This is a genomic window from Gryllotalpicola koreensis (assembly GCF_039538185.1).
GTDB classification, from domain to species: domain Bacteria; phylum Actinomycetota; class Actinomycetes; order Actinomycetales; family Microbacteriaceae; genus Gryllotalpicola; species Gryllotalpicola koreensis.
Window position 1 is genome coordinate 107073 of sequence record NZ_BAABBW010000001.1, and the last position, 26479, is coordinate 133551.

Annotated in this window: 29 protein-coding genes; 16 read left to right on the plus strand and 13 right to left on the minus strand. The window is 70.5% G+C overall.

Annotation, left to right across the window (positions count from 1 at the left end):
- Window positions 1-36: 36 nt before the first annotated feature.
- The 4 genes from ABD708_RS00445 to ABD708_RS00460 are packed head-to-tail and all read right to left on the minus strand — an operon-like array spanning window position 37 to window position 3422.
- Entirely contained in the window at window positions 37-654 is a 618-nt protein-coding gene (locus tag ABD708_RS00445; RefSeq protein ID WP_344751276.1) for a response regulator transcription factor, read from the minus strand.
- A complete protein-coding gene (locus tag ABD708_RS00450) occupies window positions 651-1796 on the minus strand; it encodes a sensor histidine kinase (RefSeq protein ID WP_344751278.1) in 1146 nt (381 codons plus the stop codon). The genes ABD708_RS00445 and ABD708_RS00450 overlap by 4 nt, the downstream gene beginning before the upstream one ends.
- Window positions 1780-2523, minus strand: coding sequence for an ABC transporter permease (locus ABD708_RS00455; protein ID WP_344751280.1), 744 nt, complete (start codon window positions 2521-2523; stop codon window positions 1780-1782). Before ABD708_RS00455 ends, ABD708_RS00450 begins: the two co-directional genes overlap by 17 nt.
- Window positions 2520-3422: an ABC transporter ATP-binding protein gene (locus ABD708_RS00460; protein ID WP_344751281.1), complete on the minus strand. Its 903-nt coding sequence runs from the start codon at window positions 3420-3422 to the stop codon at window positions 2520-2522. Before ABD708_RS00460 ends, ABD708_RS00455 begins: the two co-directional genes overlap by 4 nt.
- A 93-nt stretch (window positions 3423-3515) precedes the next feature.
- Between ABD708_RS00460 and ABD708_RS00465 the strand changes: the two genes are divergently transcribed.
- Entirely contained in the window at window positions 3516-4088 is a 573-nt protein-coding gene (locus tag ABD708_RS00465) for a dihydrofolate reductase family protein (protein WP_344751282.1), read from the plus strand.
- Here the strand turns inward: ABD708_RS00465 and ABD708_RS00470 are convergent.
- Both ABD708_RS00470 and purM read right to left on the minus strand, forming a co-directional pair.
- Window positions 4052-4819 (minus strand): methyltransferase domain-containing protein, encoded by a 768-nt coding sequence (locus tag ABD708_RS00470; RefSeq protein ID WP_344751283.1) that lies wholly within the window; start codon window positions 4817-4819, stop codon window positions 4052-4054. The genes ABD708_RS00465 and ABD708_RS00470 overlap by 37 nt on opposite strands.
- Window positions 4820-4974: 155 nt before the next feature.
- The gene (purM, locus tag ABD708_RS00475; RefSeq protein WP_344751284.1) at window positions 4975-6087 is read right to left on the minus strand and encodes a phosphoribosylformylglycinamidine cyclo-ligase; all 1113 of its coding nucleotides are present in this window, start codon (window positions 6085-6087) and stop codon (window positions 4975-4977) included.
- Between the two features lie 75 nt (window positions 6088-6162).
- Here purM and ABD708_RS00480 point away from each other — a divergent pair, with 75 nt between their 5' ends.
- Complete coding sequence (locus ABD708_RS00480) at window positions 6163-6744, plus strand: RNA polymerase sigma factor (protein WP_344751285.1); 582 nt, start codon at window positions 6163-6165, stop codon at window positions 6742-6744.
- Entirely contained in the window at window positions 6741-7505 is a 765-nt protein-coding gene (locus ABD708_RS00485) for a hypothetical protein (RefSeq protein WP_344751287.1), read from the plus strand. Before ABD708_RS00480 ends, ABD708_RS00485 begins: the two co-directional genes overlap by 4 nt.
- Before the next feature lie 22 nt (window positions 7506-7527).
- Here ABD708_RS00485 and ABD708_RS00490 read toward each other — a convergent pair whose 3' ends face one another.
- A complete protein-coding gene (locus tag ABD708_RS00490) occupies window positions 7528-8730 on the minus strand; it encodes an MFS transporter (RefSeq protein WP_344751288.1) in 1203 nt (400 codons plus the stop codon).
- 126 nt (window positions 8731-8856) lie between these two features.
- On the opposite strand from ABD708_RS00490, the gene purF reads away from it, so the two are divergent.
- Window positions 8857-10335: an amidophosphoribosyltransferase gene (purF, locus tag ABD708_RS00495; protein ID WP_344751290.1), complete on the plus strand. Its 1479-nt coding sequence runs from the start codon at window positions 8857-8859 to the stop codon at window positions 10333-10335.
- Window positions 10336-10400: 65 nt separating this feature from the next.
- On the opposite strand, the gene ABD708_RS00500 is transcribed toward purF, so the two are convergent.
- Complete coding sequence (locus ABD708_RS00500; protein ID WP_344751292.1) at window positions 10401-10814, minus strand: hypothetical protein; 414 nt, start codon at window positions 10812-10814, stop codon at window positions 10401-10403.
- A 4-nt stretch (window positions 10815-10818) separates the two neighbouring features.
- Window positions 10819-11199, minus strand: coding sequence for a sterol carrier family protein (locus tag ABD708_RS00505; protein ID WP_425553226.1), 381 nt, complete (start codon window positions 11197-11199; stop codon window positions 10819-10821).
- Between the two features lie 39 nt (window positions 11200-11238).
- Here ABD708_RS00505 and purD point away from each other — a divergent pair, with 39 nt between their 5' ends.
- Window positions 11239-12525, plus strand: coding sequence for a phosphoribosylamine--glycine ligase (gene purD, locus ABD708_RS00510; RefSeq protein ID WP_344751294.1), 1287 nt, complete (start codon window positions 11239-11241; stop codon window positions 12523-12525).
- A 115-nt stretch (window positions 12526-12640) separates the two neighbouring features.
- Here purD and ABD708_RS00515 read toward each other — a convergent pair whose 3' ends face one another.
- Entirely contained in the window at window positions 12641-13915 is a 1275-nt protein-coding gene (locus tag ABD708_RS00515) for an FAD-binding protein (RefSeq protein WP_344751295.1), read from the minus strand.
- 71 nt (window positions 13916-13986) lie between these two features.
- On the opposite strand from ABD708_RS00515, the gene ABD708_RS00520 reads away from it, so the two are divergent.
- Window positions 13987-14877 carry a phosphoribosylaminoimidazolesuccinocarboxamide synthase gene (locus ABD708_RS00520; RefSeq protein WP_344751296.1) on the plus strand — a complete coding sequence of 297 codons (891 nt, stop codon included), beginning with the start codon at window positions 13987-13989 and terminating at the stop codon, window positions 14875-14877.
- Between the two features lie 146 nt (window positions 14878-15023).
- Here the strand turns inward: ABD708_RS00520 and ABD708_RS00525 are convergent, their stop codons facing one another.
- On the minus strand, window positions 15024-16574 hold the full coding sequence (locus ABD708_RS00525) for an MFS transporter (RefSeq protein WP_344751297.1): 1551 nt from the start codon (window positions 16572-16574) through the stop codon (window positions 15024-15026).
- Window positions 16574-17158: a PadR family transcriptional regulator gene (locus tag ABD708_RS00530; RefSeq protein ID WP_344751298.1), complete on the minus strand. Its 585-nt coding sequence runs from the start codon at window positions 17156-17158 to the stop codon at window positions 16574-16576. Before ABD708_RS00530 ends, ABD708_RS00525 begins: the two co-directional genes overlap by 1 nt.
- Before the next feature lie 111 nt (window positions 17159-17269).
- Here ABD708_RS00530 and ABD708_RS00535 point away from each other — a divergent pair, with 111 nt between their 5' ends.
- The 8 genes from ABD708_RS00535 (at window position 17270) to ABD708_RS00570 (ending at window position 22955) form a co-directional block, all read left to right on the plus strand.
- A complete protein-coding gene (locus tag ABD708_RS00535) occupies window positions 17270-17539 on the plus strand; it encodes a phosphoribosylformylglycinamidine synthase subunit PurS (RefSeq protein WP_344751299.1) in 270 nt (89 codons plus the stop codon).
- Between the two features lies 1 nt (window position 17540).
- The gene (gene purQ / locus ABD708_RS00540) at window positions 17541-18239 is read left to right on the plus strand and encodes a phosphoribosylformylglycinamidine synthase subunit PurQ (RefSeq protein ID WP_344751300.1); all 699 of its coding nucleotides are present in this window, start codon (window positions 17541-17543) and stop codon (window positions 18237-18239) included.
- Window positions 18240-18424: 185 nt separating this feature from the next.
- Window positions 18425-19312 (plus strand): dihydrodipicolinate synthase family protein, encoded by an 888-nt coding sequence (locus ABD708_RS00545; RefSeq protein WP_344751302.1) that lies wholly within the window; start codon window positions 18425-18427, stop codon window positions 19310-19312.
- Between the two features lie 17 nt (window positions 19313-19329).
- Complete coding sequence (locus ABD708_RS00550) at window positions 19330-20430, plus strand: LolA family protein (RefSeq protein ID WP_344751303.1); 1101 nt, start codon at window positions 19330-19332, stop codon at window positions 20428-20430.
- Window positions 20427-21389 (plus strand): ABC transporter ATP-binding protein, encoded by a 963-nt coding sequence (locus tag ABD708_RS00555; protein ID WP_344751304.1) that lies wholly within the window; start codon window positions 20427-20429, stop codon window positions 21387-21389. The genes ABD708_RS00550 and ABD708_RS00555 overlap by 4 nt, the downstream gene beginning before the upstream one ends.
- Complete coding sequence (locus ABD708_RS00560) at window positions 21376-22266, plus strand: ABC transporter permease (RefSeq protein ID WP_344751305.1); 891 nt, start codon at window positions 21376-21378, stop codon at window positions 22264-22266. The genes ABD708_RS00555 and ABD708_RS00560 overlap by 14 nt, the downstream gene beginning before the upstream one ends.
- Window positions 22267-22327: 61 nt before the next feature.
- Entirely contained in the window at window positions 22328-22555 is a 228-nt protein-coding gene (locus ABD708_RS00565) for an AbrB/MazE/SpoVT family DNA-binding domain-containing protein (RefSeq protein WP_344751307.1), read from the plus strand.
- Window positions 22545-22955 carry a type II toxin-antitoxin system VapC family toxin gene (locus ABD708_RS00570; protein ID WP_344751309.1) on the plus strand — a complete coding sequence of 137 codons (411 nt, stop codon included), beginning with the start codon at window positions 22545-22547 and terminating at the stop codon, window positions 22953-22955. The genes ABD708_RS00565 and ABD708_RS00570 overlap by 11 nt, the downstream gene beginning before the upstream one ends.
- An 85-nt stretch (window positions 22956-23040) precedes the next feature.
- Here the strand turns inward: ABD708_RS00570 and ABD708_RS00575 are convergent, their stop codons facing one another.
- On the minus strand, window positions 23041-23925 hold the full coding sequence (locus ABD708_RS00575) for a hypothetical protein (protein ID WP_344751310.1): 885 nt from the start codon (window positions 23923-23925) through the stop codon (window positions 23041-23043).
- A 144-nt stretch (window positions 23926-24069) separates the two neighbouring features.
- Between ABD708_RS00575 and ABD708_RS00580 the strand changes: the two genes are divergently transcribed.
- Together ABD708_RS00580 and ABD708_RS00585 are read left to right on the plus strand one after the other, a co-directional pair.
- Window positions 24070-25848, plus strand: coding sequence for an ATP-binding protein (locus tag ABD708_RS00580; RefSeq protein WP_344751311.1), 1779 nt, complete (start codon window positions 24070-24072; stop codon window positions 25846-25848).
- 2 nt (window positions 25849-25850) lie between these two features.
- Window positions 25851-26444, plus strand: coding sequence for a YdeI/OmpD-associated family protein (locus ABD708_RS00585; protein WP_344751312.1), 594 nt, complete (start codon window positions 25851-25853; stop codon window positions 26442-26444).
- The last annotated feature ends 35 nt before the right edge of the window (window positions 26445-26479 follow it).

The following is a 26479-nucleotide window of genomic DNA, read 5'->3' on the forward strand; positions in this document are numbered from 1 at the left end:
TTTTGCATGTCAGGGTGCGACGCGGCGTGCGGATGCCTACAGCAGCCAGCCCTGCGCGGCGGCGGCCTGCGCGGCGTCGGCACGATTGCGGGCTCCTGTCTTGCCGATGGCGGCCGAGAGGTGGTTGCGCACGGTGCCCGGCGACAGGCGCAGCTCCCGAGCGATCTCGTCCACGGAGCCACCGCGGGCAGCGACCCGCAGCACCTCGGTCTCGCGCTGGGTGAGCGGCGAGGCACCGGAGGCGAGGGACTCCGCGGCGAGCGCCGGGTCGACGACGCGCAAGCCCGCGGCGACGCGGCGCACGGCGTCGGCGAGCCGCTCCGCGGGGGTGTCCTTGACGACGAAGCCCGAGGCGCCGGCCTCCATCGCCCGGCGCAGATAGCCGGGGCGGCCGAAGGTGGTGACGATCAGCGACCGACAGGCGGGCAGCTCGGCGCGCAGCTGCGCCGCGACGGCGAGCCCGTCGAGCCCCGGCATCTCGACGTCGAGCAGGGCGACCTGCGCCTGCGCCTCGCGGGCGGCCACGAGCACCTCGTCGCCCCGCCCGACCTGCGCGACCACCTCGAGGTCCGGCTCGAGTTCGAGCAGCGCAGCGAGCGCGCCGCGCACCAGCGCCTGGTCGTCGGCGAGCAGCAGGCGGATCGCTTCGGTCATCGCGCCGCCGCTCCCGTCACAGTCACGACGGTACCGTGCGGCTCGCGCGCCGCGACGAGCAGCACGGCGCCGACCGCCGCAGCGCGCGCGGAGAGCCCCGCGAGCCCGCTGCCGGAGCGTATGCCGCCTGCGGCATCCGTGTTCTCCGCATCGACGCACGCACCCATGCCCACGCCGTCGTCGGCGATCGTCACGGCGTCGGCGCGCAGCTCGATGGTGCAGCTCGCCGCGCCCGCGTGGCGGATCACGTTCGTGACCGACTCGCGCACGGCCCAGGCGAACAGCTCGCGCAGCGGCGGCACGACGGTGTCGCCGGAGGCCGGAACCGTCGCCTCCACCTCGGCCGCTGCGAGCGCCACGCGCGCGGCGGCCAGTTCGGTGTCGAGGTTCATCTCGCGGTAGCCGGCGATCGAGGCGCGCAGGTCGGCGAGCGCGCCGCGGCCGAGCCGCTCGATATCGGCGAGCTCGGTCTTCGCCCGCTGCGGGTCGCGGTCGACGAGACGGGCCGCAAGTTCGGATTTCACCGTCACGACCGTCAACGAGTGGCCGAGCACGTCATGCAGGTCGCGGGTGAAGCGTGCCCGCTCTTCGGCGACGGCGAGGCGGGCGACTTCGCTCTGCGCTTGGCGCAGCTCGCCGACCGTCCGCGCCAGCTGCGAGATGCCGCGCAGCATCGTCGCGATGGACACCGTCAAGGCGATGATGAACCATTCGTCGGCGATCAAGCCTGCTGCGGTGAGCACGGCGAACTGCCCGAGAGCGGCCGCCGCGACCCCCACCGCCGCGTCGACGACCCGAGGGAAGCACGAGGCCGCGGCGCAGGCGATGTACATGAACAGCCACGATGTCCACGGCCCGATGAACGGGAAGAGCGTGCAGATCACGGCCGCGTAGCCGAGCAGCGCCAGGTAGATCCACCCTCGAGCGGTGCCCCAAAGCAGCGGGGGCAGAAACACGTAGATCCCGGACACTACGAGCAAGAGGGCGGTGACGGCAAGGGCTGACGCGAGAGGGCCGCCGCCGGTCCAGACGAACCACGCGCCGATCAGCGAGTAGAGCCCGCCGAAGGAACCACCCGGGTACCACCGCCGGGCAGCGCGCGACGAGAGGCGCTCGTGCAGGAACTCACGCACGCGCGGCATCCCGGCGGTACCTCCACGAGATGAAGACGGCCAGGGCGACCGTCCAGGCGATCAGCACGAGCACCGGCTGCATGGCATCGCCCGAGAGCCGCGCCCCCATGTCGCCGAGGTGATTCAGCCAATACGAGGGGACCGCCTTCGCGACATCCGTCGCCCAGCTCGGCATGATCTGCAGCGGCACCCAGAGTCCACCGAAGATGGACAAACCGAAGAAGACCGCCATGAACAACGGCTGCGCGAACTGCGGCTTGGCGAACTGCCCGATCATGATCGCGATGAGCGAGAACGGCAGGATGCCGAACCACAGCCCGAGGCCTGCCATCAGCCACCCGCCGAGCCCGATCGTCGTATGGAAGACCGACGCCGAGATCGCGAAGATCAGGGCGATGCTCAGCACGCCGGCGATGAGCGCCGTCACGACCTTCGAGACCATGTAACCGGTACCGGAGAGCGGCGTGATGCGCAGCTGCCGGTTCCAGCCGATCGAGCGCTCCGTGACGATCACGAAGGCCTGGGCGAGGGCGGCCATCATGCCGCCGTACGCGCCCATCTGAACGGTCGTCACCATGATCCACGGCAGGTGGGTCACGGGGTCGAGGCCCGGGGTGCTGCCGTAGGCATAGCCGAAGATCAGCAGCATGAACACCGGCACGGCGAACGAGAAGATCAGCGAGCGCGCGTTCTTCAGCTGGCGCGCGGTCTCGAGCAGCAGGTAGCGCACGCTCATCGCGCACCTCCTTCGGTGAGGGCGAGGAAGGCGTCGTCCATGCTGCGCGCGGTGACCTCGATGTCGCGCAGGGCGGGGAAGCGGCCAAGCAGGGCGCGCAGGGTGTCATCCGAGTGCTCGGCGTCGAGCTCGAGGCGATCACCGCGCAGCTCGAGCGACGTGACACCGGGGAGCGAGCGGATGCCTGCGGCATCCGTCTCGTCCACACCCGGCAGCGTCGCCCTGATGCGCCGACCTGACACGATCGCCTTGACCTGCGTCGGCGTGCCGTCGGCCACGATGCGCCCGGCGCGCAGCATCACGATGCGGTCGGCGAAGGTGTCGGCCTCGTCGAGGTAGTGCGTCGCGAAGACGACCGTGCGGCCCTCGTCGGTGTACTCGCGCATGGACTCCCAGAAGGTGCGACGCGCCTCGACGTCCATCGCGGCGGTGGGCTCGTCGAGCAGCAGCAGCTCAGGGTTCGAGACGATCGCGACGGCGAAGCGGGCGCGCTGCGTCTGGCCGCCGGAGAGCTTCGCGACCTTCTGGTCGGCGATCTCGGTGCAGCGCGCGCGGCGCAGCGCCTCATCGACCGTGAGCGGGCTGCGGTGCACGGCGGCGATCAGGGCGACGGATTCCCGCACCGTGGTCGTCGGCAGCAGCGCACCACCCTGCAGCATGGCGCCGACCTGCCCCGAGACGATCGCCGCGCGCGGGGTGTCGCCGAAGAGCTGCGCCGTTCCGGCTGTCGGCGTCGAGAGACCGAGGGTGAGGTCGATGGTGGTCGACTTGCCGGCTCCATTGGGGCCGAGCAGGGCGACGACCTCGCCGCGACGGATGGTCAGGTCGAGGCCGTCGACGGCGGTGATGCGGCCGAAGCTCTTGCGCAGGCCTGCGAGCTCGATGACGGGTTCGTTCACGGTTCCCAGAGTGCCCGGCTGCGGCATCCGTCGCCATCGCTCGCGTCAGGAAATCACCGTGACATCCGTCACGGACTGCGCCACCATGTGCGCATGGGGCGGCTGATCTACTCGGCGATCGCGTCGCTCGACGGGTTCACCGAAGACGCGTCGGGCGATTTCCAGTGGGCGGCGCCCGACGAGGAGCTGATGGCGCACGTCACCGCGCAGGACGCGCCGATCGGCACCTATCTCTACGGGCGGCGCATGTACGAGACGATGCGCTATTGGGAGCACGAGCCGCCCGAGTCCGAACCGTTGGACCGGGCCTGGGCCGCGCAGTGGCGGCAGGCGACGAAGGTCGTGTATTCGCGCACCCTCGACGCGGTCGATACCGGCAACACGCGACTCGAGCGGTCGTTCGACGCCGACGCCGTGCGCGCGCTCGTCACCGCGGCGCCGACCGATGTGACGATCGGCGGCCCAGAGCTCGCCGGGGCGGCGCTCGCGGCCGGCATCGTCGACGAGCTGCAGCTGTACGCGCACCCCGTGGTGATCGGCGGCGGCAAGCCGTGGCTGCCGGCGGGCGTCGGTCTCCAGCTCGAGCTGCTCGAGCACCGCCGCTTCGGCAGCGGCGCGCTGTTCCTGCGCTATCGCGTCGCTTCGACGAGGAACCGGCGCGAGTAGCTCACGAACGAGCCGTTCGCCTCGATCAGCGCGTGCATTCTGGCGAGCTCTGGGCGGTACTTCTCGACGGTGAAGCCCGGCACGGTCCAGAGCACCTTGCGCAGGAAGTAGACGACCGCGCCGACATCGAAGAACTCGACCTTCGTCACTGCTTCCTCGAGGCGGGCGAGCTGCAGCCCGGCCGCCGCGACGCGCTGCCGGATCACCGCCTCATGCCCGTGGTCCTCGTGCGCGTCGTCCTGCGGACCGAGGAAGAACTCGTACAGCTTCCGGTTCGTGCCCCAGCCGATCAGCTGCCCGAGGAAGGTGCCGCCCGGCTCGAGCACGCGGGCGATCTCCTCCCACGGCACGCCGTAGGGATGCCGCGCGAGCACGAGGTCGAAGGCCTCGTCGTCGAAGGGCAGCGGATCGGTGCCGGCCGCGTTCGCGACCTCGCCGCCGAACGGGGCGAGCCGTTCGCGGGCGATCGCGAGATTGGGCGGCCACTCCTCGGTGGCGGCGACGCGGGCGGGCACGGATGCCGCGTTCCCCAGCGCCTCTGCGTAGACCTCGGCCCCGCCGGTCTGCACGTCGAGGCTCGCGTGCGCCTCACCGAGGCGTTCGGCCGCGAGCCGCACGTAGCCCCAGGGCGGCCGTTCCTCGGTCGCGCGCCCCTCGAACCACGAGAAGTCCCACCCCTCGGTGGGCTCACTCGCGCCCTCGGCGACGAGTTGCTCGAAGGTTCGGTTCACGGGGCCTCCGTTCAAAACTCAGGGGGGATTTCGGCGTGCCCGGCAAGTACCGCGGAGTTCCGCGGCGGCACATCTTCCCGCATCGAAACCTCCCTGAGTTTTGCACAGGGCGCCAGGGCGCCGGGGCGCCCCGGCGGGAGAGACGGGCGGGTGCCTCAGGCCGGATATGAGCCGACGAGGCGCACCGCACCGCCGTCGACGCCCTTCGCGCCCTGCTCGAAGCCGGCGAAGTCGCGTGGCTCGGTCGACACCTCGCCCGCGACCCAGGCCGGAATGCCGTCGAGCGCGAGCTTCGACACGATGCCGTCCACGGCGCCCGGGGCGACCACCGCGAAGAATCCGATGCCGAGATTCCACGTGCCCTCGGCCGACTCGAGCGAGTTTCCCGCCACCTCGGAGAGCACGCGGAACACGGGCGACGGCGACCACGAGGCGCGGTCGAGCTCGGCCCACGAGCCGCGGGGAAGCACGCGCGCGAGGTTGGCCGCGATGCCGCCGCCCGTCACGTGCGAGAGGGAGTGGACGGATGCCGACAGCTGCGGGTCCGCCAGCAGGCGCAGCAACGGCGCGGTGTACAGCCGCGTCGGCTCGAGCAGTGCTTCACCCCAGGTGGTGCCGAGCTCGTCGCTGCGATCGGCGTAGTCGATCCCGGCCCGCGAGAGGATGTGCCGCACGAGCGAGTACCCGTTCGAATGCAGGCCGGACGAGCCGAGCGCCAGCACGACGTCGCCGTGCCGCACACGATCTGCGCCGAGCACGGCGTCGGCCTCGACGGCGCCCACCGCGGCACCCGCGACGTCGTAGTCGTCGGGCCCGAGCAGCCCGGGGTGCTCTGCAGTCTCGCCGCCGACGAGCGCGGTGCGCGTCTCGGAGCAGGCGCGCGCGATGCCCGCGACGATGTCGGCGATGCGCGTCGGCACGACGCGGCCGCACGCGATGTAGTCCGTCATGAACAGCGGCTTCGCGCCGACCACGACGATGTCATCGACGACCATGCCGACGAGGTCCTGCCCGATGGTGTCGTGCTTGTCGATCGCCTGCGCGATCGCGACCTTCGTGCCGACGCCGTCGGTCGAGGTGGCGAGCAGCGGGCGCCGGAAGGTCTTGAGGAAGGAGACGTCGAAGAGCCCCGCGAAGCCGCCGACGCCGCCGAGCACCTCGGGGCCGTGCGTGCGTCCGACCGCCGACTTCATCAGTTCGACCGCGAGATCACCGGCCGCCGTGTCGACTCCGGCTTGGCGATACGTGCTGCTCGAGTCGTTCGTCACGGCCCGATTCTACCGGGGCGCCCCGCGGCGATCCGGTCCGCGTAACGCTTCTCCGACTGCCGGACACTACTGGGTGTGACGGATTCCACGAGCGAGGGCGATGAGTGGGCGGATGCCCTCGCCGGCGACTCCCACGCGTTCGCCGCCGTCTACGACCTGCACCGCGAGCGCGTGTACCGCCTCGCCCTGCGCCTCGCCGAGAACCGGCACGACGCCGAGGACCTCGTCGCGACCGCGTTCCTCGAGCTGTGGCGACGGCGCCACTCGGTGCGGGTCGTCGGCGGCTCGGTGCTCCCCTGGCTGCTCGTCACGGCGTCGAACGCGGCGAAGAACCAGGCGCGCGGCATCCGTCGCCATCGCAAGCTGATCGAGGCGATCCCGCGCACTGCGGACGACGGGCTGTCCGCCCTCGAGGCCGTGGACGATGCGGTCGACCACGCCGCGTTCGCCGGCGAGCTGAGACGGATGCCGGACCAGGATCGCGCCCTGCTGGTGATGACGGCACTCGAGGGCTACTCGACGGCCGCGGCGGCCGAGGCACTCGGCATCAGCGCAGGCGCCGCGCGCGTGCGGCTGCACCGGCTGCGGGGTCGGCTGCGGGATGCGTACCGGCGGACGCTGCCGAACGTCGCTGCAGAGGAAGGAGGGACGCAATGACCGAACTCATGGACCCGGTGTTCGCGCACGGCCTGCGCGAGTTGCTGATCAGGCAGGTCGAGGCCGCGCCGCGGCGTCGCCGGCTCGCGCGCTGGCGGTGGGGTGTCGGCGCGGTGCTCGCGATCGGGCTGCTCGGCGGCGGCACCGCGATCGCGTCGCAGGTCTTCCTGCAGCCGGGGGCGGATGCGCACGCGAACCTCGCCGCGCCTGTGTCGGTCACCGAGACCGGCACAGCGACGATCCAGCTCGGGCATCGGCCGAAGGGCGCTTCGGAGTTGTACCTGGAACTCGACCCGCTCGACCCGGGCACGTACCTGCTCGGCCGCGGAGGGGCGTCGGTGTCAGCGGACACCTCCGGGAACAACGCCACGACCTACTACGTCCACCTGTTCGAGCTCGACCTCGGCGGCACCTCGTACACGATCACGACTTCGACGCCGACGCTGCGCTGGACCGCCACGCTGACCTGGGTCAGCGCGCACGCGACGGCGTGGGGCGTGAACGCCGCCGGCCAGAGCTACGGGGTGCAGAACGAGAACGGCAGCCCCGATCTGATCGCGGCCACCGCGACCAACGGGAAGGACGGCTATGTCCTGCGCACCGACCTCGAGGACGCCGACGGAACGACAGCCATGAAGTCGTTCCACAGCCCTCAGGACGCCCTCGACTGGCAGAAGGCGCACGAAGGGAAGGACGTCTACATCCCCGTCTACCGCTCCGACGGGAAGACCAGGATCGGGGTCTTCAAGGTCGGGCCGTGACCTGAGCCGCCGACCGCTGCGCTCACGCCGACGCGGCGAGCTGCGCGCGATGTCGCGCGTCGAAGCGCTCGGTCGCGAACACGAGCAGCACGAACACCGCCACCGCGGCGCCGACGAGGGCGACCCCAGTCCAGCCGGCGAGGTGGTAGACGAACGGAGCCAGCAGCGAGCCGATGGCGCCACCGAGGAAGTTCACGAAGATGTACGCGCTGTTGATGCGCCCGCGCGCCTCCGGCTCGATGCCGAAGATGATGCGCTGACCTGCCACCTGGTTCGCCTGCGTCGCCGCGTCGATCAGCACGGCTGCGGCGACGAGCGGAACCAGCGCCTGCACGGCGACGGCCCAGTCCGTGACGAGGAACATCGCCGCCATCAGCGCGAAGGCGACGCCGGTCAGCGGCCGCGCCAGCCCGCGATCGCCGAGGCGGCCGCTGATCGGCGCGGCGAGCGCGCCGCCGGCGCCTGCCAGGGCGAACAGCGCGATCTGGAACTGGTTGAACGCGAAGCTGCGATGCAGCATGAGCGGCGCGCAGGTCCAGAAGAAGTTGAAGGCGCCGAACCCGAGAGCTTGGTAGAGGGCACGCCGCTGCAGGATCCGCGACCGGCCGAGGAATCCGAACGTCGAGGCGAGCAGCCGGCCATAGTGCATGGCCGTCTCGGGCTTGCGGCTCGGCAGCGCGAACCACAGCACGACCCAGAGCGCGGCGATCAGCACTGCCGCGATGCCGAACACCCAGCGCCAGCCGAGCAGCCCGGTGACGAAGTTCGCGTACGGCCGCGAGAGCATGATGCCGGCGAGCAGGCCGCCCATGACATCGCCGATGACCCGGCCGCGCAGTTCGACGGGTGCGAGATGCGTGGCGAGCGGCAGCACCACCTGGGCGCCGACCGAGACCACGCCGACGACGAACGACGCGACGAGGAACATCGCCGCGTTCGCCGCGAACGCGACCCCGACGAGCCCGATGACGGCGATCGCCGCCGTGATCAGCACCACCCGCCGGTTCTCGACGAGGTCGCCGAGCGTCGCGATGAACAGCAGGCCGCCGGCGTAGCCGAACTGGATCAGCGTGACGACGAGACCCTCAGCCCCTGGCCCGATGCCGAGCTCGGCGCTGATGGGGCCGATCGCCGCCTGGGCGTAGTACAGGTTCGCGACCAGCAGGCCGCACGTGATCGCCATGACCACCGTCAGGGGGCGAGTGAGAACGGATGCCGGTGCCATCGCTTCAACCGTAATCGGATCGACGCATCGACCGGCGTCCGCTCAGGCATCCCTCGCACCCATATGGGAGACTGAATTGCCCGGATCCCGGAACCAGCAGCCGAAACAAATGGAGACCGCTTAGGCATGTGCGGAATCGTCGGAATCGTCTCAACTGAGCCCGCCAACCAGCAGATCTACGACAGCCTTCTCCTGCTGCAGCACCGCGGTCAGGATTCCACCGGTATCGCGACCGCGAACGGCAGCATGTTCCACATGCACAAGGCCCGCGGCCAGGTGCGCGAGGCGTTCCGCACCCGCGACATGCGCTCGCTGCTCGGCAACATGGGCGTCGGCCACGTGCGCTACGTCACCAAGGGCGACGCAGAGAACGAGCGCGAGTCTCAGCCGTTCTACGTGAACGCGCCGTACGGCATCATCCTGGTGCACAACGGCAATCTCACGAACACGCGCGAGCTCACCGAGGACCTGTTCCAGATCGACCGCCGCCACATGAACTCGACGAGCGACACCGAGATGCTCGTGAACGTGCTCGCCACCGAGCTCGAGGGCCAGATCTCAGGCCGCGATCTCACGCCCGATCAGGTGTTCGCCGCGGTTTCGCAGGTGCACGAGCGCGTCGAGGGTTCCTACGCCACCATCGCGATGATCGCGGGGCACGGGCTGCTGGCGTTCCGCGACCCGTGGGGCATCCGCCCCTTGATCCTCGGCCGCCGCACCGCGGTGAGCGGCGACCGTGACGAGTGGATCGTCGCCAGCGAGTCGCTCGTGCTCGAGGCCGGGGAATACGAAGTCGTGCGCGATGTCGCGCCCGGCGAGGCGGTCTACATCACGCTCGAGGGCGAGCTGTATTCCCAGCAGTGTGCGCGAGACCCGCGGCTCGTGCCCTGCTCGTTCGAGTACGTGTACCTGGCCCGCCCCGACTCGATCATGAACGGCATCTCGGTGTACGAGGCGCGCCTGCGGCTCGGCGACCGGCTCGCCGACACGATCGCGAAGTACACGCCGCGCGGCGACATCGACGTGGTCATGCCGATTCCCGACTCGTCCCGGCCGGCCGCCATGAACGTGGCGCAGAAGCTCGGCGTCGAATACCGCGAGGGGTTCTACAAGAACCGCTATGTCGGACGCACCTTCATCATGCCCGGGCAGGCGCAGCGCAAGCGCTCGGTGCGGCAGAAGCTGAACGCGATGTCGACCGAGTTCCGCGGCAAGAACGTGCTCATCATCGACGATTCGATCGTGCGCGGCACGACCTCGAAGGAGATCGTCGACATGGCCAGGCACGCCGGTGCGAACAAGGTGACCTTCGCCTCGGCCGCCCCGCCCGTGCGCTTCCCGCACGTGTACGGCATCAACATGCCGTCGCGGAAGGAGCTCGTCGCGTCCGGCCGGTCGATCCCCGAGATCTCCGCGGTGCTCGGCGCCGACAACCTGATCTACCAGACCGTCGACGACATGAAGGCGGCGATCCTCGAGGGGCAGATGCCGAACGGGCAGAGCGCGATCTCAGACCTCGAGATGAGCTGCTTCACCGGCGACTACGTCACGGGCACCGTGTCGGAGGAGTACCTGGCCTGGGTCGAGAAGACGCAGCTCAGCTGAGCCGCGGATCGATTCAACTGCGCTGAACGGTCACCACTGCAGCGCGCAGACGGATGCCGGGAGCATCACTGACCGTTCGAAGCAGTTGAGTCGGCGTCCCCGTCCTTGAGGCGGCCCGTGATCTTCTCGGCCTCGACGAGACGGATGCTGCGGCGCGACACCCGCTCGGCGATGAGCGCGATCACCGCGCCGAGCGCCAGGCCGAACGCCACCGAGAAGAGCAGTGCGAAGCCGTAGACCGTGCCGCGGCTGTACGTCGCGGTCTCGGCGTCGTAGGGCAGCGAGAAGGTGATGATCGTGATCGCGATGCCGGCCAGCACCGCGAACAGGACCATGAAGTTCCAGTAGTTCGGCGTGCGGCGCACCTCGACGAGCGCCGGCTCCACCCGCTCGTCGTAGGCAGGGCCTTCGACCTCGAACTCGGGGCCGGCCTCTGGCTCGATGGCGGGCTCGGGGGTGTCGGGGCGTTCGTCGGTCACCCGATCATTCTCCCAAGTTGAAGCTGTGCGGCAGCACGGGGATGAGCCCCTCGAGCGTCGCCCGTGTCCCCGACGCCGACACGCGGGCCGCGTCGACCGCATCGGCCCAGCTGAGGCGGCCGGATGCGAGGGCGACCCAGGTCGCGGCATCCGTCTCGATCACGTTCGGCGGTGTGCCGCGCGTGTGCCGCGGACCCTCGACCACCTGCACCGCACCGAACGGCGGCACGCGCACCTCCACCGTGTGGCCGGGCGCCTTCTCTTCGAGGAGCTGCAGCAGATAGCGCACCGCCGTCGCGAGGGTGTCGCGGGAGGCATCCGTCTCTCGCAATGCAGAACGCACCGCCTCGAAACCGGTCGTGTCGTCGATCGCTCGCTTGGCCACGAGAGAAGTCTCCCACCGGCCCGCCGGTACGATTCGAGGGTGAAGATTCTGGTCCTCGGTTCCGGCGCGCGCGAGCACGCGATCATCACCAGCCTGCTGTCTGAGGACGCCGAGCACGAGATCGTCGCGGCCCCCGGGAACGCCGGCATCGCACGGCAGGTGCGCACCATCGAACTCGACCCGAACGACCCGGCGGCGGTCGCCGAGTACGCCGTCGAGAACGGCGTCGAGCTCGTCGTCGTCGGGCCAGAGGCCCCCCTCATCGCGGGCGTCGCCGACCCGCTGCGCGAGCGCGGCGTCGCCGTCTTCGGGCCGTCGAAGGCTGCCGCGCAGCTCGAGGGCTCGAAGACCTTCGCGAAGCGCGTCATGGAGGCCGCCGGCGTGCCGACCGGCCGCGCCGAGCTCGCCGGCACGATCGCCGAGGTCGAGAAGACCATCGACGAGTTCGGGGCTCCCTACGTCATCAAGGCCGACGGGCTCGCCGCGGGCAAGGGCGTGCTGGTCAGCTCCGACCGTGCGGCCGCCGTCGCTCACGCGACGTACTGGCTCGAGCACGGCCCCGTGCTGATCGAGGAGTTCCTCGATGGCCCCGAGGTCTCTCTCTTCCTCTTCAGCGACGGTCACGACGTGCTGCCGCTCACCCCCGCGCAGGACTTCAAGCGCCTGCTCGACGGCGATCACGGACCGAACACCGGCGGCATGGGCGCCTATTCGCCGCTGCCCTGGCTGCCCGACGCCTTCGTCGACGAGGTCATCGACACGATCGCGCTGCCGACCGTGCGCCAGCTCGAGCACGAGGGCACGCCCTTCATCGGGCTGCTCTATTGCGGGCTCGTGCTGACCTCGCGCGGCGTGCGCGTCATCGAGTTCAACGCGCGCTTCGGCGACCCCGAGACGCAGGTCGTGCTCGCGCGGCTCGTCACGCCGTTGTCGCAGTTGCTGTTCGCCTCGGCGACCGGCGGCCTCGCCGGCCTGCCGCGGCCCGAGTTCGCGCTCGACGTCGCGATCACCGTCGTGGTCGCGAGCGAGGGCTACCCCGAGAAGTCGCTCACCGGCCGTCAGATCACGGGAATCGAGGCCGCAGAGGCAGTGCCAGAGGTCACGGTGCTGCACGCCGCGACCGAGATCGCGACGCTTCCGGATTCCGTCGAAGCGGGGACGTGGGATTCCGTGGGCCTTGTCGCCACGGGCGGCCGGGTGCTCTCGGTCGTGGCGCTCGGCTCGGACTTCGCCGAGGCGCGTTCCCGCGTCTACGCCGCCGTCGACCGCATCGAGCTCGAGGGCTCGCAGCACCGCACCGACATCGCGGCCGGCGTCGCGGACTGACGCCGGCCCTGCTCCTCGCGGCGTCCGTTCGTGCGCTGCTGCGATCCGCAGTGCGCTGCTCGGCTCCGGGCCGCGCACGGCGGATCCGAGCAGCGCAACCGACGCGAAGGAACTGCTAGAGCCCGAGGCGGCGCGTGTAGGCGTTGCGGAAGACGCCTCGGGGGTCGTACTTCTGCACCAGCGCCGCGAAATCCGCGAAGCGCGGGTAGAGCCCCGGCACGCGCGCGGCATCCGTGTAGACCTTGCCCCAGTGCGGCCGCGCGCCGAACGGCGCGAGCGCCGCCTCGAGCAGCGCACTCGCCCGCTCCACCGCAGCCTGCTCGCGCTTCCACGTGAAGTGGAAGGCGATCGCGCCGTCGGCCCAGTCGTCGTCGCCGGTGGAGTACGCGGTCGAGAGCCACAGCGAGTCGGCGGCGATCGCGCGGATCTCGCTGATCAGCAGCAGCGGCGTGATCTTCTCGGTCAGCTCGCGCACGGCAGCGATCGCGGCTTCCGCGTGGCGGCGCGGCAGCAGGTACTCCGTCTGGATCTCCTCACCGGCGCTCGGCTGGAAGTCGAGCTTGAAGTGCGCGAGCCGCTCGTGCCACGGCCCGAGCACCCCGAACTGCTCCGTCGTGGCCGCTGCGTCGACCCCGGCGATCATGTGCACCTTGTGCAGGGCGGGCGTGGCACCCAGTTCGCGAACGGATGCCTCAGCCACCGGCGCATCGCCGGCCGCCTTCACCCACAGCTGGTTGATCGAGGCCGGCGACCAGTCGGTGAACACGCTCACGCTGTACGCCAGGTCGAGGGCCTCGGCGGCGCGCTCGTAGGGCACCCCGAGGTAGATCGACTGCGCGACCTCGAAGCCCGGCACGATGTCGAGCTCGAGCTCGGTCACGATGCCGAGCGAGCCGAACGCGACGACGGCGCCCTCGAAGTCGGCGTCCCCGCGGCGCAGGGTCACGAGCTCGCCCGTGCCGTCGACGAAGGTGAGCGCGGCGACCGCGGTCGAGAGGTTCCCGTTGCGCGAGCCCGAGCCGTGCGTCGCGGTCGCGACCGCTCCGGCGACCGAGATGTGCGGCAGCGAGGCGAGGTTGTGCACCGCCCAGCCCTGCGCGGCGAGCGCCAGCGCGAGGTCGCCGTAGCGCAGCCCCGCGGCGACGCGCACCACGCGGCGCTCGGCGTCGACCTCGATCGTGGCGGGCAGCTCGGCGAGGTTCACGAGCATGCCGGTCTCGCCCGGGTCCGCGACGTCGTTGAAGGTGTGCCGCGTGCCGAGGGCGCGCACGGGTGCGGCATCCGTCGCCTGCGTCACGAGCTCCTGCAGCTCGCCGACCGTGCGCGGCCGGGTGATCGCCGCGGCGCGGTAGGCGTAGTTGGCCGACCAGTTGACTTCCTCGTGTGCCACGAGCACTCCTTTGTTGTCTCTCTCGACATATTAGCGGGCGAACGGATGCCTCACGCTAGACCGTCACTAGCATGGGGTGCGTGACTGCTCAGGTGCTGCCCGGCTGGACCCACGTGTACTCGGGGAAGGTGCGCGACCTCTATGTTCCAGAGGGCACCACCGACGCCGATGCGCCCGAGCTGCTCGTCGTCGCGAGCGACCGCGTGAGCGCCTTCGACTTCGTGCTCTCCCCCGGCATCCCGCGCAAGGGCGAGCTGCTCACCACCCTGTCGAACTGGTGGTTCGCGCAGCTCTCCGACGTGCCGAACCACCTCGTTCCGGGCGGCGAGGCCCGCATTCCCGCCGAGGCCGCAGGGCGCGCGATGATCGTGAAACCGCTCGAGATGTTCCCCATCGAGTGCGTCGTGCGCGGGTTCATCACGGGCAGCGGCTGGGCCGAGTACCAGGAGACGCAGGCGGTCACCGGCATCCCGCTGCCCGCGGGGCTGCGCAACGGCGACCGCCTGCCCGAGCCGATCTTCACGCCCGCCTGGAAGGCGCCGCAGGGCGAGCACGACGAGAACATCAGCTTCGACCGCATGGTCGACATCGTCGGCGAGGAGGCCGCCGTCGCGCTGCGCGAGCTCTCGCTGAAGGTCTACTCGGAGGCCGCTGCGACGACCGAGGCGAAGGGCCTCATCATCGCCGACACCAAGTTCGAGTTCGGGCAGGACGCCGGAAGCGGCGAGATCACGCTCGGCGACGAGGTGCTCACCTCGGACTCCTCGCGCTACTGGGACCTCGCCGCCTGGAACGCCGGCGCCACCCCCGAGGAGCGCATGGCGAGCTTCGACAAGCAGATCGTGCGCGACTGGCTCGCCGCCAACTGGGACAGGCAGGGCACCCCGCCCGAGCTGCCGCCGGTGATCGTGGCGCAGACCGCGGCGCGGTACGGCGAGCTCATCGAGCGGCTCACGGCGTAGCGCCTCGTCGTTGGCGAGTGGCTCGGCGCAGGCATCCGTCACCCTGTCCGCGATTGCGTCCGAACGGCCCGCTGCTGTGCCCGAACGGCGCATGTGCGCCCGGCGTACCGGACACACATGCGCCGAATGGGAACTCTTGCCAGCGGCTACTCCGCGACCGGCTGGGGGGCAGCCTCGGCCGGGGCGGCCGCCGCCGCACCCGCGCCCGCCCGCAGGTGCACCGGCTTCACGAAGAACAGCGCGCATGCCGCGGCGACCAGGATGACGGATGCCGGCAGCATCAGCGTCTCGCTCATGGCGTTCGTGAACGCGTCCCGCAGGAACGCCGGCAGCTGCGTCGAATTCGACGTGATGAGGCTGCCGCCCGTGCCCTTGCTGCCCGGGGGCAGCACCTTCTGGATCTCCGCCGAAATGCGACTCGTCATCAGCGCGGCCAGCGCCGACGAGCCGATCACGGCACCGACCTGGCGCGTGGTGTTGAACACGCCAGAGCCGGCGCCCGCCGCGCGCGGCGGCAGGTTGCGGTTCGCGGTCGTGGCGATGGGGCCCCACATGAAGGCCGAGCCGAGGCCCATCACGGCGGACGGGATGAGCAGCAGCGGCCACGCGATCGTCGGCGAGATCATCAGCGAGTAGAGCCAGAACGACGCGCCGACGAGCAGGACGCCCGGCACGACGAGCGTGCGCGGGTGCACCTTGTCGGTGAGGCGCCCGGCGATGGGCGCCAGGACGATCGAGAGCACGGCGGTCGGCACGGTCATGAGCGCCGACTCGGTCGGGGTGAATCCGCGCACGGCCTGGAAGAAGTAGACCAGCGGGATGAACATCGCGGTGATCGAGAAGCCCACCGCCGAGATGGCGGCGTTCGACAGCGAGAAGTTCCGGTCGGTGAAGAGGCTGAGGGGAAGCAGCGGCTCCTTCTTGTTGATCGCCTGCCAGCCGACGAACAGCGCGATGAACACGATGCCGCCGATGACGGATGCCCAGATCCAGCCGTTCCAGTTGTAGGTGTTGGCTTCCTGCAGGCCGAACACCAGGAAGAACAGGCCGATGGCCGAGAGGAACACGCCGAGCCAGTCGAAGGTGTGGCTGTGCGTCTCGAGCTTGGGCACCAGGATCGCCGCGAGCACGAAGGCGACCACGCCGATCGGCACGTTGACGAAGAAGATCCACTCCCAGCCGAGGCCGTCGACGAGCACGCCGCCGAGGATCGGGCCGACGAGGGTCGCGAAGCCGGCCGTCGCGCCCCAGAGGGCCATCGCCGTGCCGCGCTTCTCAGGCGCGAAGGTGCGGGTGATGACGGCCATCGTTTGCGGCGTCATCAGGCCGGCGCCGAGTCCCTGCACCGCGCGGGCGATGATGAGGTTCGTGATGCCCGTGCCGGGCAGGTGGTCGGAGAGCCCACACCAGAGCGAGGCGAGCGTGAAGACCACGAGGCCGATGAGGTAGATGTTCTTCGGGCCGAAGCGGTCGCCGAGGCGACCGGTCACGAGCAGCGGAACCGCATAGGCCAGCAGGTAGGCGCTGGTGACCCAGATCACGCTGTTGGTGGTCGTGTTCAGCCCCTCCTGAATGGCGGGGTTGGCGACCGACACGATGGTCGTGTCGATCAGGATCATGAAGAATCCGATGACCAGCGCCCAGAGGGCGGGCCACGGTCGGATCTCTCTCTGGCGGGTCGGATGGGTCGTTGTCATCACTTCGTGTCTTTCTCTTCTGACGTCTTCTCTTCGGCCCAGTCGAGCTCGCCCGATTCGAGGTCGGCGACGAGCTTCCTGAGCCACTCGCGTTCGGCGCTGTAGACCGCTTCGAGGTAGCTCACGTCGAGCCAGTACTTGCGAGGCAGCGCGGTGCGCCCGAACTCCGCGAAGGCGTCCTCCGCCTCCGCCCGCAGCAGGTCGAGCCCCTTGAGGCGGCGGCGCACGAGGTCGATCACGGTCTCCTTCGGCAGGTTGTGCGCCTCGCCGATCGCGACCGGGAAGCTCGGGAACTCGTAGACCGGCGCCGCGATGATGTCGGCGATCCGCTCGGCGAGCGCGAGCTGCCCCTTCTCGGTGATCTCGTAGGTCGTGCGCTCGGGCCGGTTGCCCTCGCGGTCCGTGCCCGTGGCGCGCACGAGGCCGAGCTCGGTGAGCTTGCCGACCGTGTGGTACAGCGAGCCCGGACGCACCTTGACGAGCCGGTCCTCATGCCGCTGGATGAGCGTCTGATACATCTCGTACGGGTGCATCGGGCGCTCGCTCAGCAGCGCGAGCGCAGCCATCGCCAGCGGAGTCATCATGCGTCGATTATTCCGCGTGGAATATTCGATGTCAAATATCTCACGAGCGGCATCCGGACCGAACGATAGAATCGGATGCATCACGCCACCCCGCACCGGACGGAGAACCACGTGCCCACGATCGTCGTCGAAGTCATGCCGAAGGCAGAGCTGCTCGACCCCCAGGGCAAGGCGATCGCCGGCGCCCTCGCCCGCACCGGCCGCGGCGAGTTCCAGGTGCGGCAGGGCAAGCGCTTCGAGCTGACCGTCGAGGGCGATGAGCTCACGCAGGAGCTGCTCGACCAGGTGCGCGAGATCGCGGCCGACATTCTCTCCAACTCCGTCATCGAAGACGTCGTCGGCGTCAAGGTGCTCGGCCACGAGACCCCCGCGGGGGTCTGACATGGCCAGGATCGGCGTCGTCACCTTCCCCGGCTCGCTCGACGAGCGCGACGCGCAGCGCGCGATCCGCATCGCGGGCGCCGAGCCCGTCGCCCTCTGGCACGGCGACCACGAGCTGCAGGGCGTCGACGCGATCGTGCTGCCCGGCGGCTTCTCCTACGGCGACTACCTGCGCTGCGGCGCCATCGCCGCGCAGTCGCCGCTGATGGCCGAGGTCATCGCCGCCGCGAACGCCGGCACGCCCGTGCTCGGCATCTGCAACGGCTTCCAGATGCTCGTCGAGGCGCACCTGCTGCCCGGCGGCCTGATCCGCAACGACCACGGCAACTTCATCCGCCGCGACCAGGTGCTCACGGTCGAGAACCCCGACACGGCGTGGACGAACGAGTTCGCGAAGGGCGAGCAGATCGTCATCCCGCTCAAGAACGGCGAGGGCGGCTACATCGCGGATGCCGAGACGCTCGCGCGCCTCGAGGGCGAGGGCCGCGTCGTGTTCCGCTACCAGGGCGTGAACCCCAACGGCTCCCTGAACGACATCGCCGGCATCACCAACGAGCGCGGCAACGTGGTCGGCCTCATGCCGCACCCCGAGCACGCGGTCGAGCCCGGCTTCGGCCCCGACACCCGGGTGCGCATGCGCTCGGGCGTCGACGGGCTCAGATTCTTCACAAGCGCGCTCCGCGCGCTTCAGGCCGTCTGACTCCGGCCCTCGCGAGCGCGCTGCGCGCCCTTCAGGCGGTCTGACCCTCAAGCGGCGCACTCAAGCGGACGCGCCTCGCCAGCCCGCGCTACACCTACGGGACAGCGCGCCCGCTCTGTGAGGCGCGCGCATCCGCAGCTGTAGCGCGGTTGACAGGGGCCCGCACCCGCGCGCAACCTGGCGGCATGACCACGGCCGCCGGATTCCGCCTCATCGCAGCGCCCGTCACCGTGTTCGGCGACGACGGCGAGCTCGACCTCGGTGCCACGCGCACCCTGTTCGGATGGCTGCGGGAGTGCGGCGTCGACGGCCTCTTCACCCCAGGCACCACGGGCGAGTTCACGGCGCTCGAGGACGGCGAGCGGCTCGCCGTGATCGAGGCCGCGCTCGAGGAGTTCGGGCCCGACGACGTCATCGCGCACGTCGGCGGCGCCACCACGCGGCAGACGCTGCGGCTCGCGCGCGCAGCCCAGCAGGCGGGCGCGAGGCGGCTCGCCGCGATCACCCCGTATTACTTCCCGGCGGGCGAAGAGGCGCTGCTCGAGCACGTGAAGCGGGTGACGGATGCCTCGGCCGGGGCATCCGTCTATCTCTACGTGTTCCCCGCCCGCGCCGGCACGACGGTCGCGCCGGAGGCGCTCGCCCGCCTGGCAACGGTGCCGGGGCTCGTCGGCGCGAAGATCTCGGGCTTGAGCTTCGCCGCGAACGAGGCGTACCGCGAGGCGGTTCCCACGGGGTTCGACCTCTTCTCGGGCAACGACCTCGATCTCGTGCGACTCGCCGAGGCGGGCTTCGCGGGTGTCGTCTCGGGCGTCTCGAACGTCTTCCCCGAGCTGTTCGTGAAGGCGGCGCGCGCCGTCGCGGCGGGGCGCGGCGCAGAGGAGCTCCAGCCGCAGCTCGACGCGGCGGTCGCCGCGACGGGGGTCGCCGACATCGGCGTGCTGAAGGCCGGCCTGACGCGGCGCGGCCTCGCCGCGGGCATCCCCCGGATCTCCATCGACCCGCCCACCCGGCAGCAGCTTGCCGCTCTCGAAGACACAGCACAATTCGAGCCTGCGCGACATAGCCTCTGACTCAGGAGGCACCCGAAATGAACAAGCTCGCCCGTTGGCTGCCCGCCGCCGTCGCACCCGTCGTGATCGTCGGCGCTGCGCTCGCCGTCCCCGCCATCGCCTCGGCCGAGTCGCCGCTGCCGTCGAAGTCGCCGCAGCAGGTGCTCGAGCTCATCTCGCGGAGCGAGTCGACGGCCTTCTCGGGCACCGTGACGCAGTCGTCCGACCTCGGCCTGCCCGACCTGTCGGCGCTGCAGGGCAGCGGGGGCGCCGGTGCGAGCGACGGGCTGCTCGACCTGCTGACCGCCTCGCATACCGCGAAGGTATATTCCGACGGCGGCATGAAGCAGCGTGTGCAGGTGCTCGACACCCTCGCCGAGCGTGACGTGGTGCGCTCGGGAACCAGCCTGTGGCTGTACGACTCGTCCCAGAAAGCAGCCACGCACCTGACCTTCGCCGGGGCGGATGCCGGCACGACGAAGACCCGCGCCCCCGAGGTCACGCCCGCGCAGGCGGCGGCCGAGCTGGTGAAGCAGCTCGAGCCGACGACCTCGTTCGACGTCGCGGTGAACGACCGCGTGGCCGGCCGCGCCACGTACCGGCTGACGCTCACCCCGAAGACCGCCGGCACACTCGTCGAGCGCGCGACGGTCGCGGTCGACGCGAAGACCGGGGTGCCGCTCGAGGTCTCGGTCTACGCGAAGGGGCAGGCGAAGCCGGCCGCGACCGTGGCCTTCAGCTCGATCTCGTACGACACGCCGAGGAGCTCGGTGTTCGAGTTCACTCCGCCGAAGGGCACCAAGGTCGAGACGCGGAGCCTGTCGCCGAAGAAGGCGATGGGCGCGCCGAAGGCAGAGGGCACGGCGCCGAACAACCACATGCAGGTGCAGCCGACCGTGACCGGGACAGGCTGGAGCGCGATCGCCGAGCTGCCCGCCGGGTCGGTGGACCTCTCGCAGCTCACCCAGGGCGCGGCGCAGTCGAGCTCGGGGGATGCCTCGACCCTGCTCGGCCTGCTGCAGGCGGTGCCAGGCGGCCGCGGTCTGCAGACCGCGCTCGTGTCGGTGCTGATCACCGACGACGGCCGCGTGCTGGTCGGCGCCGTTCCGCTGAGCGCTCTCGAGAACGCCGCTCAGTGAGCGCAGCTCCCTCCGACTCCGACGCCGCGATCGAGGCATCCGATCTCACCAAGGTCTTCGGGAAGCAGCGCGCGGTCGACGGCCTCACGCTGACGGTGCCGCGCGGCGCCGTGTTCGGGTTCCTGGGGCCGAACGGGTCGGGGAAGACGACGACGATCCGCATGCTGCTCGGCCTCGTCGCGCCGACGAGCGGCTCGATCTCACTGCTCGGCGAGCCCATGCCCAGCGCGCTGGCCGGGGTGCTTCCCCGGGTGGGCGCGCTGGTCGAGGGGCCGGCGGTCTATCCGTATCTCTCGGGCCGCGACAACCTGATGCGGCTCGATGCCGCGGACGTGCGCAGCGACGCGGCGACGCGGAAGACCCGCGTGGCATCCGCCCTCGATCGCGTCGGACTCGGGCACGCGGCCACCAAGAAGGCGGGTACGTACTCGCTCGGCATGAAGCAGCGCCTCGGGCTCGCGAACGCGCTGCTGCGCGACCGCGAGCTGCTCGTGCTCGACGAGCCGACGAACGGCCTCGATCCGCAGGGCACGCGCGAGGTGCGCGGCCTGATCCGCTCGCTCGCGGCCGACGGCACCACCGTCTTCGTCTCGTCGCACCTGCTCAGCGAGATCGAGCAGGTGTGCTCGCACGTCGCCGTGATGTCAGCGGGGCGCCTGGTCACGCAGGGGCGGCTCGACGAGCTGCGCGCGGCCGGCGAGCGCAGGCTGACGGTGACCACACCCGATACGGATGCCGCACGCGGTGTGCTGACCGCCCGGGGCCTCGCCCCTGAGCTGCTCACCGCCGACGCGCCCGACACCGTCACCGCGCCGCTGCCCGCGGGTCTCGCCGTCGAGGAGCTCACCGCCGCGCTCGTCGCCGCAGGCGTGCGGGTGCGGGGCATCGCCGTCTCGGGCGAGACGCTCGAGGACCGCTTCGTCGCGCTCACCGGGGAGGGCTTCGATGTCGCAGGCTGACGCGAGTTCGCTCGCGGAGGAGCGCGAAGCGCGTCTCGAAGGGGCGAGCCGCGGCACGGGCATCCGTTTTCTCGGCAGCGAAGTCACCACGCTCTTCCGCCGGCGGCGCACGATCGCGTTGCTCGCGGCTCTCGCCGCCGTTCCCGTGCTGATCGCGATCGCGGTGCGCGTCACGGAGGGGCCGGCCCGCGGCGGCGATCAGGGCGGCCCGGCCTTCATCGGCTCGATCATGCAGAACGGGCTCTTCGTCGCCCTCACCGCCCTGGTCGTGTCGATCCCGGCGTTCCTGCCGCTCACCGTGGGCGTGGTCGCCGGCGACACCATCGCGGGCGAAGCGAGCCACGGCACGCTGCGCTACCTGCTCACCGCGCCGATCGGGCGGGCGCGGCTGCTCGTCGTGAAGTTCCTCGCCGCGCTCGCCTTCGTCGTGGCCGCGGTGCTCGCGCTCGTCGTGGTCGGCGCGATCGTCGGCGCGATCCTCTTCCCCGTCAGCCGTGTCACGCTGCTCTCGGGCGACGAGGTCGGCTTCTGGGGCTTTGTGGGCCGCGCGCTGCTGATGGCGGCGTATGCCGCGGTGTCGCTGGTCGGCCTGACGGCGCTCGGCCTCTTCATCTCGACGCTCACGACTGTGCCGGTCGGCGCGATGGCGGCGACGATCGTGCTCGCCGTCGTGGTGCAGGTGGCGGACTCGCTGTCGCAGCTCGCGTGGCTGCATCCGTATCTCTTCAGCCACTACTGGTTCGGCCTCGGCGACTTCCTGCGCGCGCCGATCGTGTGGGACTCGCTCGGCCAGAACGCGCTGCTGCAGCTCGGCTATCTCGTGGTGTTCGGGCTGCTCGCCTACGCGCGGCTGTCGACGAAGGACATCCTCAGCTGAGCCTCGCCGCGTAGACGCGTGTAATACTTACTACACGCGACACGTAATACATGGAGGAACCATGCGACTCAACAGCAAGGGCCAGGTGACGATCCCTGCCGCGCTGCGCCAGAAGTACGGTTTCCGCGAAGGCGACGAGGTCGACGTCATCGAGGAAGGGTCGACGCTCAAGATCGTGCATCGCGACGGCGAGATGAGCGCCGCAGAGCGCCACATTCGCCGGATGCGTGGCAGCGCTGGTCCTGGCATGACCACCGACGAGTTGATGGAGCTGCTGCGTGGCGACTGAGGCCACGTTGGTCGATACGAACGTCCTGATCGACGTCCTGACCGACGATCGCGACTGGGCCGACTGGTCTGAAGCTGCGCTGGCCGCAGCAATCGAGCGCGGCCCCCTCGTCATCAACCCGATCATCTATGCCGAGGTGTCGGTCCGCTACGACGCGGCCGAGGAACTCGATGCGGTGCTGCCTCCTGACCTCTTTCGCCGCGAGCCGCTGCCGTACGCCGCGGGATTCCTCGCCGGAAAGGCCTTCGCACGCTATCGCTCGCGCCGCGGACCGCGACGCAGCCCGCTTCCCGATTTCTACATCGGCGCACACGCCGCCGTCGCGGGTCACACCCTGCTCACGCGGGACGCCGCGCGCTACCGCACCTACTTCCCGCGGCTCACAGTCATCGCGCCATAGGCCCAGGCTTTGGTTGCGCTGCTGCGATCCGGTTTGCGCTGCACGGATCCGAGCCGCGCATTGCGGATCCGAGTAGCGTCGGCCGCTACGCGAGGTCGAGCTCGCGCACCCAGTGGCGCAGGAAGATCGCGCCGGCCTCGTCATGGATGGCGCCGTGCTCGGTGATCACCGGGTACGGCTTCTCGAGCACGCCGTCTGACGGCCGCACATCGACATGCGCGGCGTCGAAGCCCGCCTCGTGCAGGAAATCGGCCATCTTGTAGTCGCTGCGCGAGTCGCCGACCGAGCGCCAGCGCCGCGGCAACTGGCCCGAGCCCGCGGCCGCGAAGTACTCCAGAGCACGCTGCGCGCCGCGGTCCTTGTCGAGCAGCACCGACTCGATGTCGGTCGAGATGATCGTCGAGTCGAGGCGGAACGGCACGTCCCCGTTGACATCGGGCGCGACCCGCTCGCGGTGATAGACGCCGATGCCGTGGTCCACGAGCACCTCGAAGGCGGACGCGTCGAAGTGGTTCTGAGCACGCAGATAAACGGATGCCTCCGTCTCGCGCCGCTGCTCGACCGAGATCATCGCCTTCTTGGTCTTGTCGAAGAACATGGTGTCGGCGAAGCGCTCGGCGACAAGCATCCGTATGTCCGCCATCAGAGAGTCGGACGGTGCGACCGACTCGTCGACGGTAACGTCGGCCAGGCCGGCCGGGGTGATCGCAGCCCACGAGCCGCCCTTCTCGAAGACGCCGAACATGCGGGCGCCGGGCTGCTGCAGTGCCTCGCCCAGGCCGCGCTCGAGCAGCGGTGTGACGACCTGCTGCTCGATGAAAGCGTCGCTGCGCCCCGTGATGAACGCCACGGGAACGCCTGCGCCGACGAGGGTCACGAGGTCGTCGGCGATGGACGGGATGGCGATGGAGCGGGTGACGGGCGAGGCGATCGGTCCGTCGACGTCGAGGAGAAGTCCGAGATCGGGCACGATCCATTCTCGCAAGCACCGCGTGGCTCCCTGATCATCAGTGAAGTTCAGTGATGCTCATCACTGAAGTTCAGTGAGGCCGCGTCAGTGAAGTTCAGTGATGGCGATCAGTGAACTTCACTGACGAAACAGAGGAAGGACCCGATGGAGACCAGCCTGGGCCCGCTCGACGAAGTGGTCGACCGGCTGCGTCGCGCGCGCACCGACCTGACCCAGATCGAGGTGAAGGCGGCGGCAGGCGGTGTGCCACGCAGCCTGTGGCCGACCGTCAGCGCGTTCAGCAACCGTGACGGCGGGCTGGTGATCCTCGGGCTCGACGAGGCGGCGGGTTTCGCCCCGGTTGCGGGCTTCGACGCGGTCAAGGTGAGAGACCAGGTCGCCGAGGCGTTCCGCCCTCGATCGGCGCGCGACATCCCCGGGCCGCTCACCCCGACTCCCAGCGGTGTCATCGACATCGCCGAGGTCGACGGCGCACCGGTCGTCGTGGTCGACGTCGAGGAGCTGCCCGCGAGTCAGCGCCCCTGCTACGTCACGACGCAGGGCATCGAGAACGGCAGCTACCAGCGGGTGGCCGACGGCGATCGCGTGATGGGTCGCTACGGCGTCTTCCTGCTGAGAGCGGATGCCGCGCAGCCGACGGCGGACACTGAGCCGGTGCCCTCCGCCACCGTGGACGACCTCGACCCGGGCCTGGTCGGCACGTTCATCGAGCGCCTGCGGCGGGTTCGGCCGCGCGCGGTCGAAGGGCTCGCCTCGGAGCGCGACATCCTCGCCCGGCTCGGCGTCCTCGACTCCGACCGCCGCACTCCGACGCTGGCGGGCCTCGTCGCGCTCGGGCGGTTCCCGCAGCAGTTCTTCCCGCAGCTGATGATCACCTTCACGGCATACCCGGGGCTCGCGAAGGACTCGGTGATCGACGAGGTGCGGATGCTGGATCGGCGTACGCTCGAGGGCCCGATCCCGACGATGGTCGACGACGCGGTCGACGCTGTGTTGCGCAACCTGCAACACCGGCGCGTCTCACGCGCCGCCGGCGCGGGCGCCTTCGATGTTCCGGAGATCCCGGTCGACGCGCTCCGCGAGGCGATCGTGAACGCGGTCACCCACCGCGACTACAGCCCTCTCGCGCAGGGTGACCAGGTGCGTGTCGAGCTGTACCCCGACCGGCTCGAGATCCACAACCCCGGTGGCATCTGGGGCGGCCGGCGGGTCGCCGAGCTCTTCGACGGCAACTCGCGCTCGCGCAACGCGCGGCTCGCGGCGCTGCTGACCGATGTGCCCATGCCGCACGGTTCCGACACCGTCTCGGAGAACGCCGGAAGCGGCATCCCGCGGATGACCGGCTCGCTCGGCCGTGCCGGTCTCGCCGCCCCGCGCTTCGACGCCACCCTGACCGCGATGACAGTCGTGCTCGAGCGGCACGGCCTGCTCTCGCCCGAGGTCGATGAGTGGCTCGCCGAGATCGGCGCGGACGACCTCGAACTCGATCAGCAGCGTGCACTCGCCCTCGTCCATCGCGAGCTCGACGTCGAGGACCAGCTGCTTCGCGCCCTGCTCGGCATCGACTCCCACGACGCCCAGGACGTGCTGCGCTCTCTCGTCGACGACGGGTGGCTCAGGTACCCCGCGCGCCCCGGCGAGGCGTACCGCCGGGGAGCCCGGCTGCAGCACGAGGAAGTCCGGGAGCTCGCCCCGGGCGTGTTCAGCTCGCCGCCGCGCGAGCCCGCCGTCCGTGGGGCGCTCGACGAGCGGATTCTGACGGCGTTGCGGGCCGGCGGGGAGCTCGGCGTGCAGGACATCGCCGCCGCGGCCGGCTCGACCGTGAACGTGGTGCGGCAGCGACTGCGCGTGCTGATCGATCAGCGCGCCGTCGTGGCGACGGCGCCGCCTCAGTCGAAGAACCGCACGTACCGGCTCGGGTGAGCGTGGCCGAGGAACTGCCCGAACTGCTGGTGCCGGACGCCGACGCATGGCGCGCCTGGCTCGCGGCCAACCACGCCACGAGTCCGGGCGTTCTGCTCGTTCTCACGAAGAAGGGCGGCACGGTCACCGCCCTGGGCATCGACGACGCGATCGACCAGGCCCTCTGCTTCGGCTGGGTCGACGGCCGGATCGGCCGCCGCGACGACGCCAGCTACCTCACCCGGTTCACGCCGCGGCGGGCGAAGAGCCGCTGGTCGAAGCTCAACGTCGACCGTGTCGAGCGGCTCACCGCCGAGGGGCTGATGGCCCCAGCCGGCGAGGCGGCTGTTGCCGCCGCGCAGGCGAGCGGGCTGTGGGAGGCGGCGTATGCCGGGCAGGCATCCGTCACCGTCCCTCAGGATCTGCTCGACGCCGTTCGCGCGCAGCCCGAGGCGCAGGCCATGTTCGATGTGCTCACCTCCGCGAACCGCTACGCCCTGATCTACCGCCTCGACGCGGCCGCGTCGCCGCAGGCGCGCGAGCGCAAGCTCGCCGAGTTCGTCGCGATGCTCGCACGTCACGAGACGCCGCACCCACAGCACCGCATGCCGTCCTGAGCGCCGCCCAGCCCCCTCAGCGCGCGTCGGTAGAA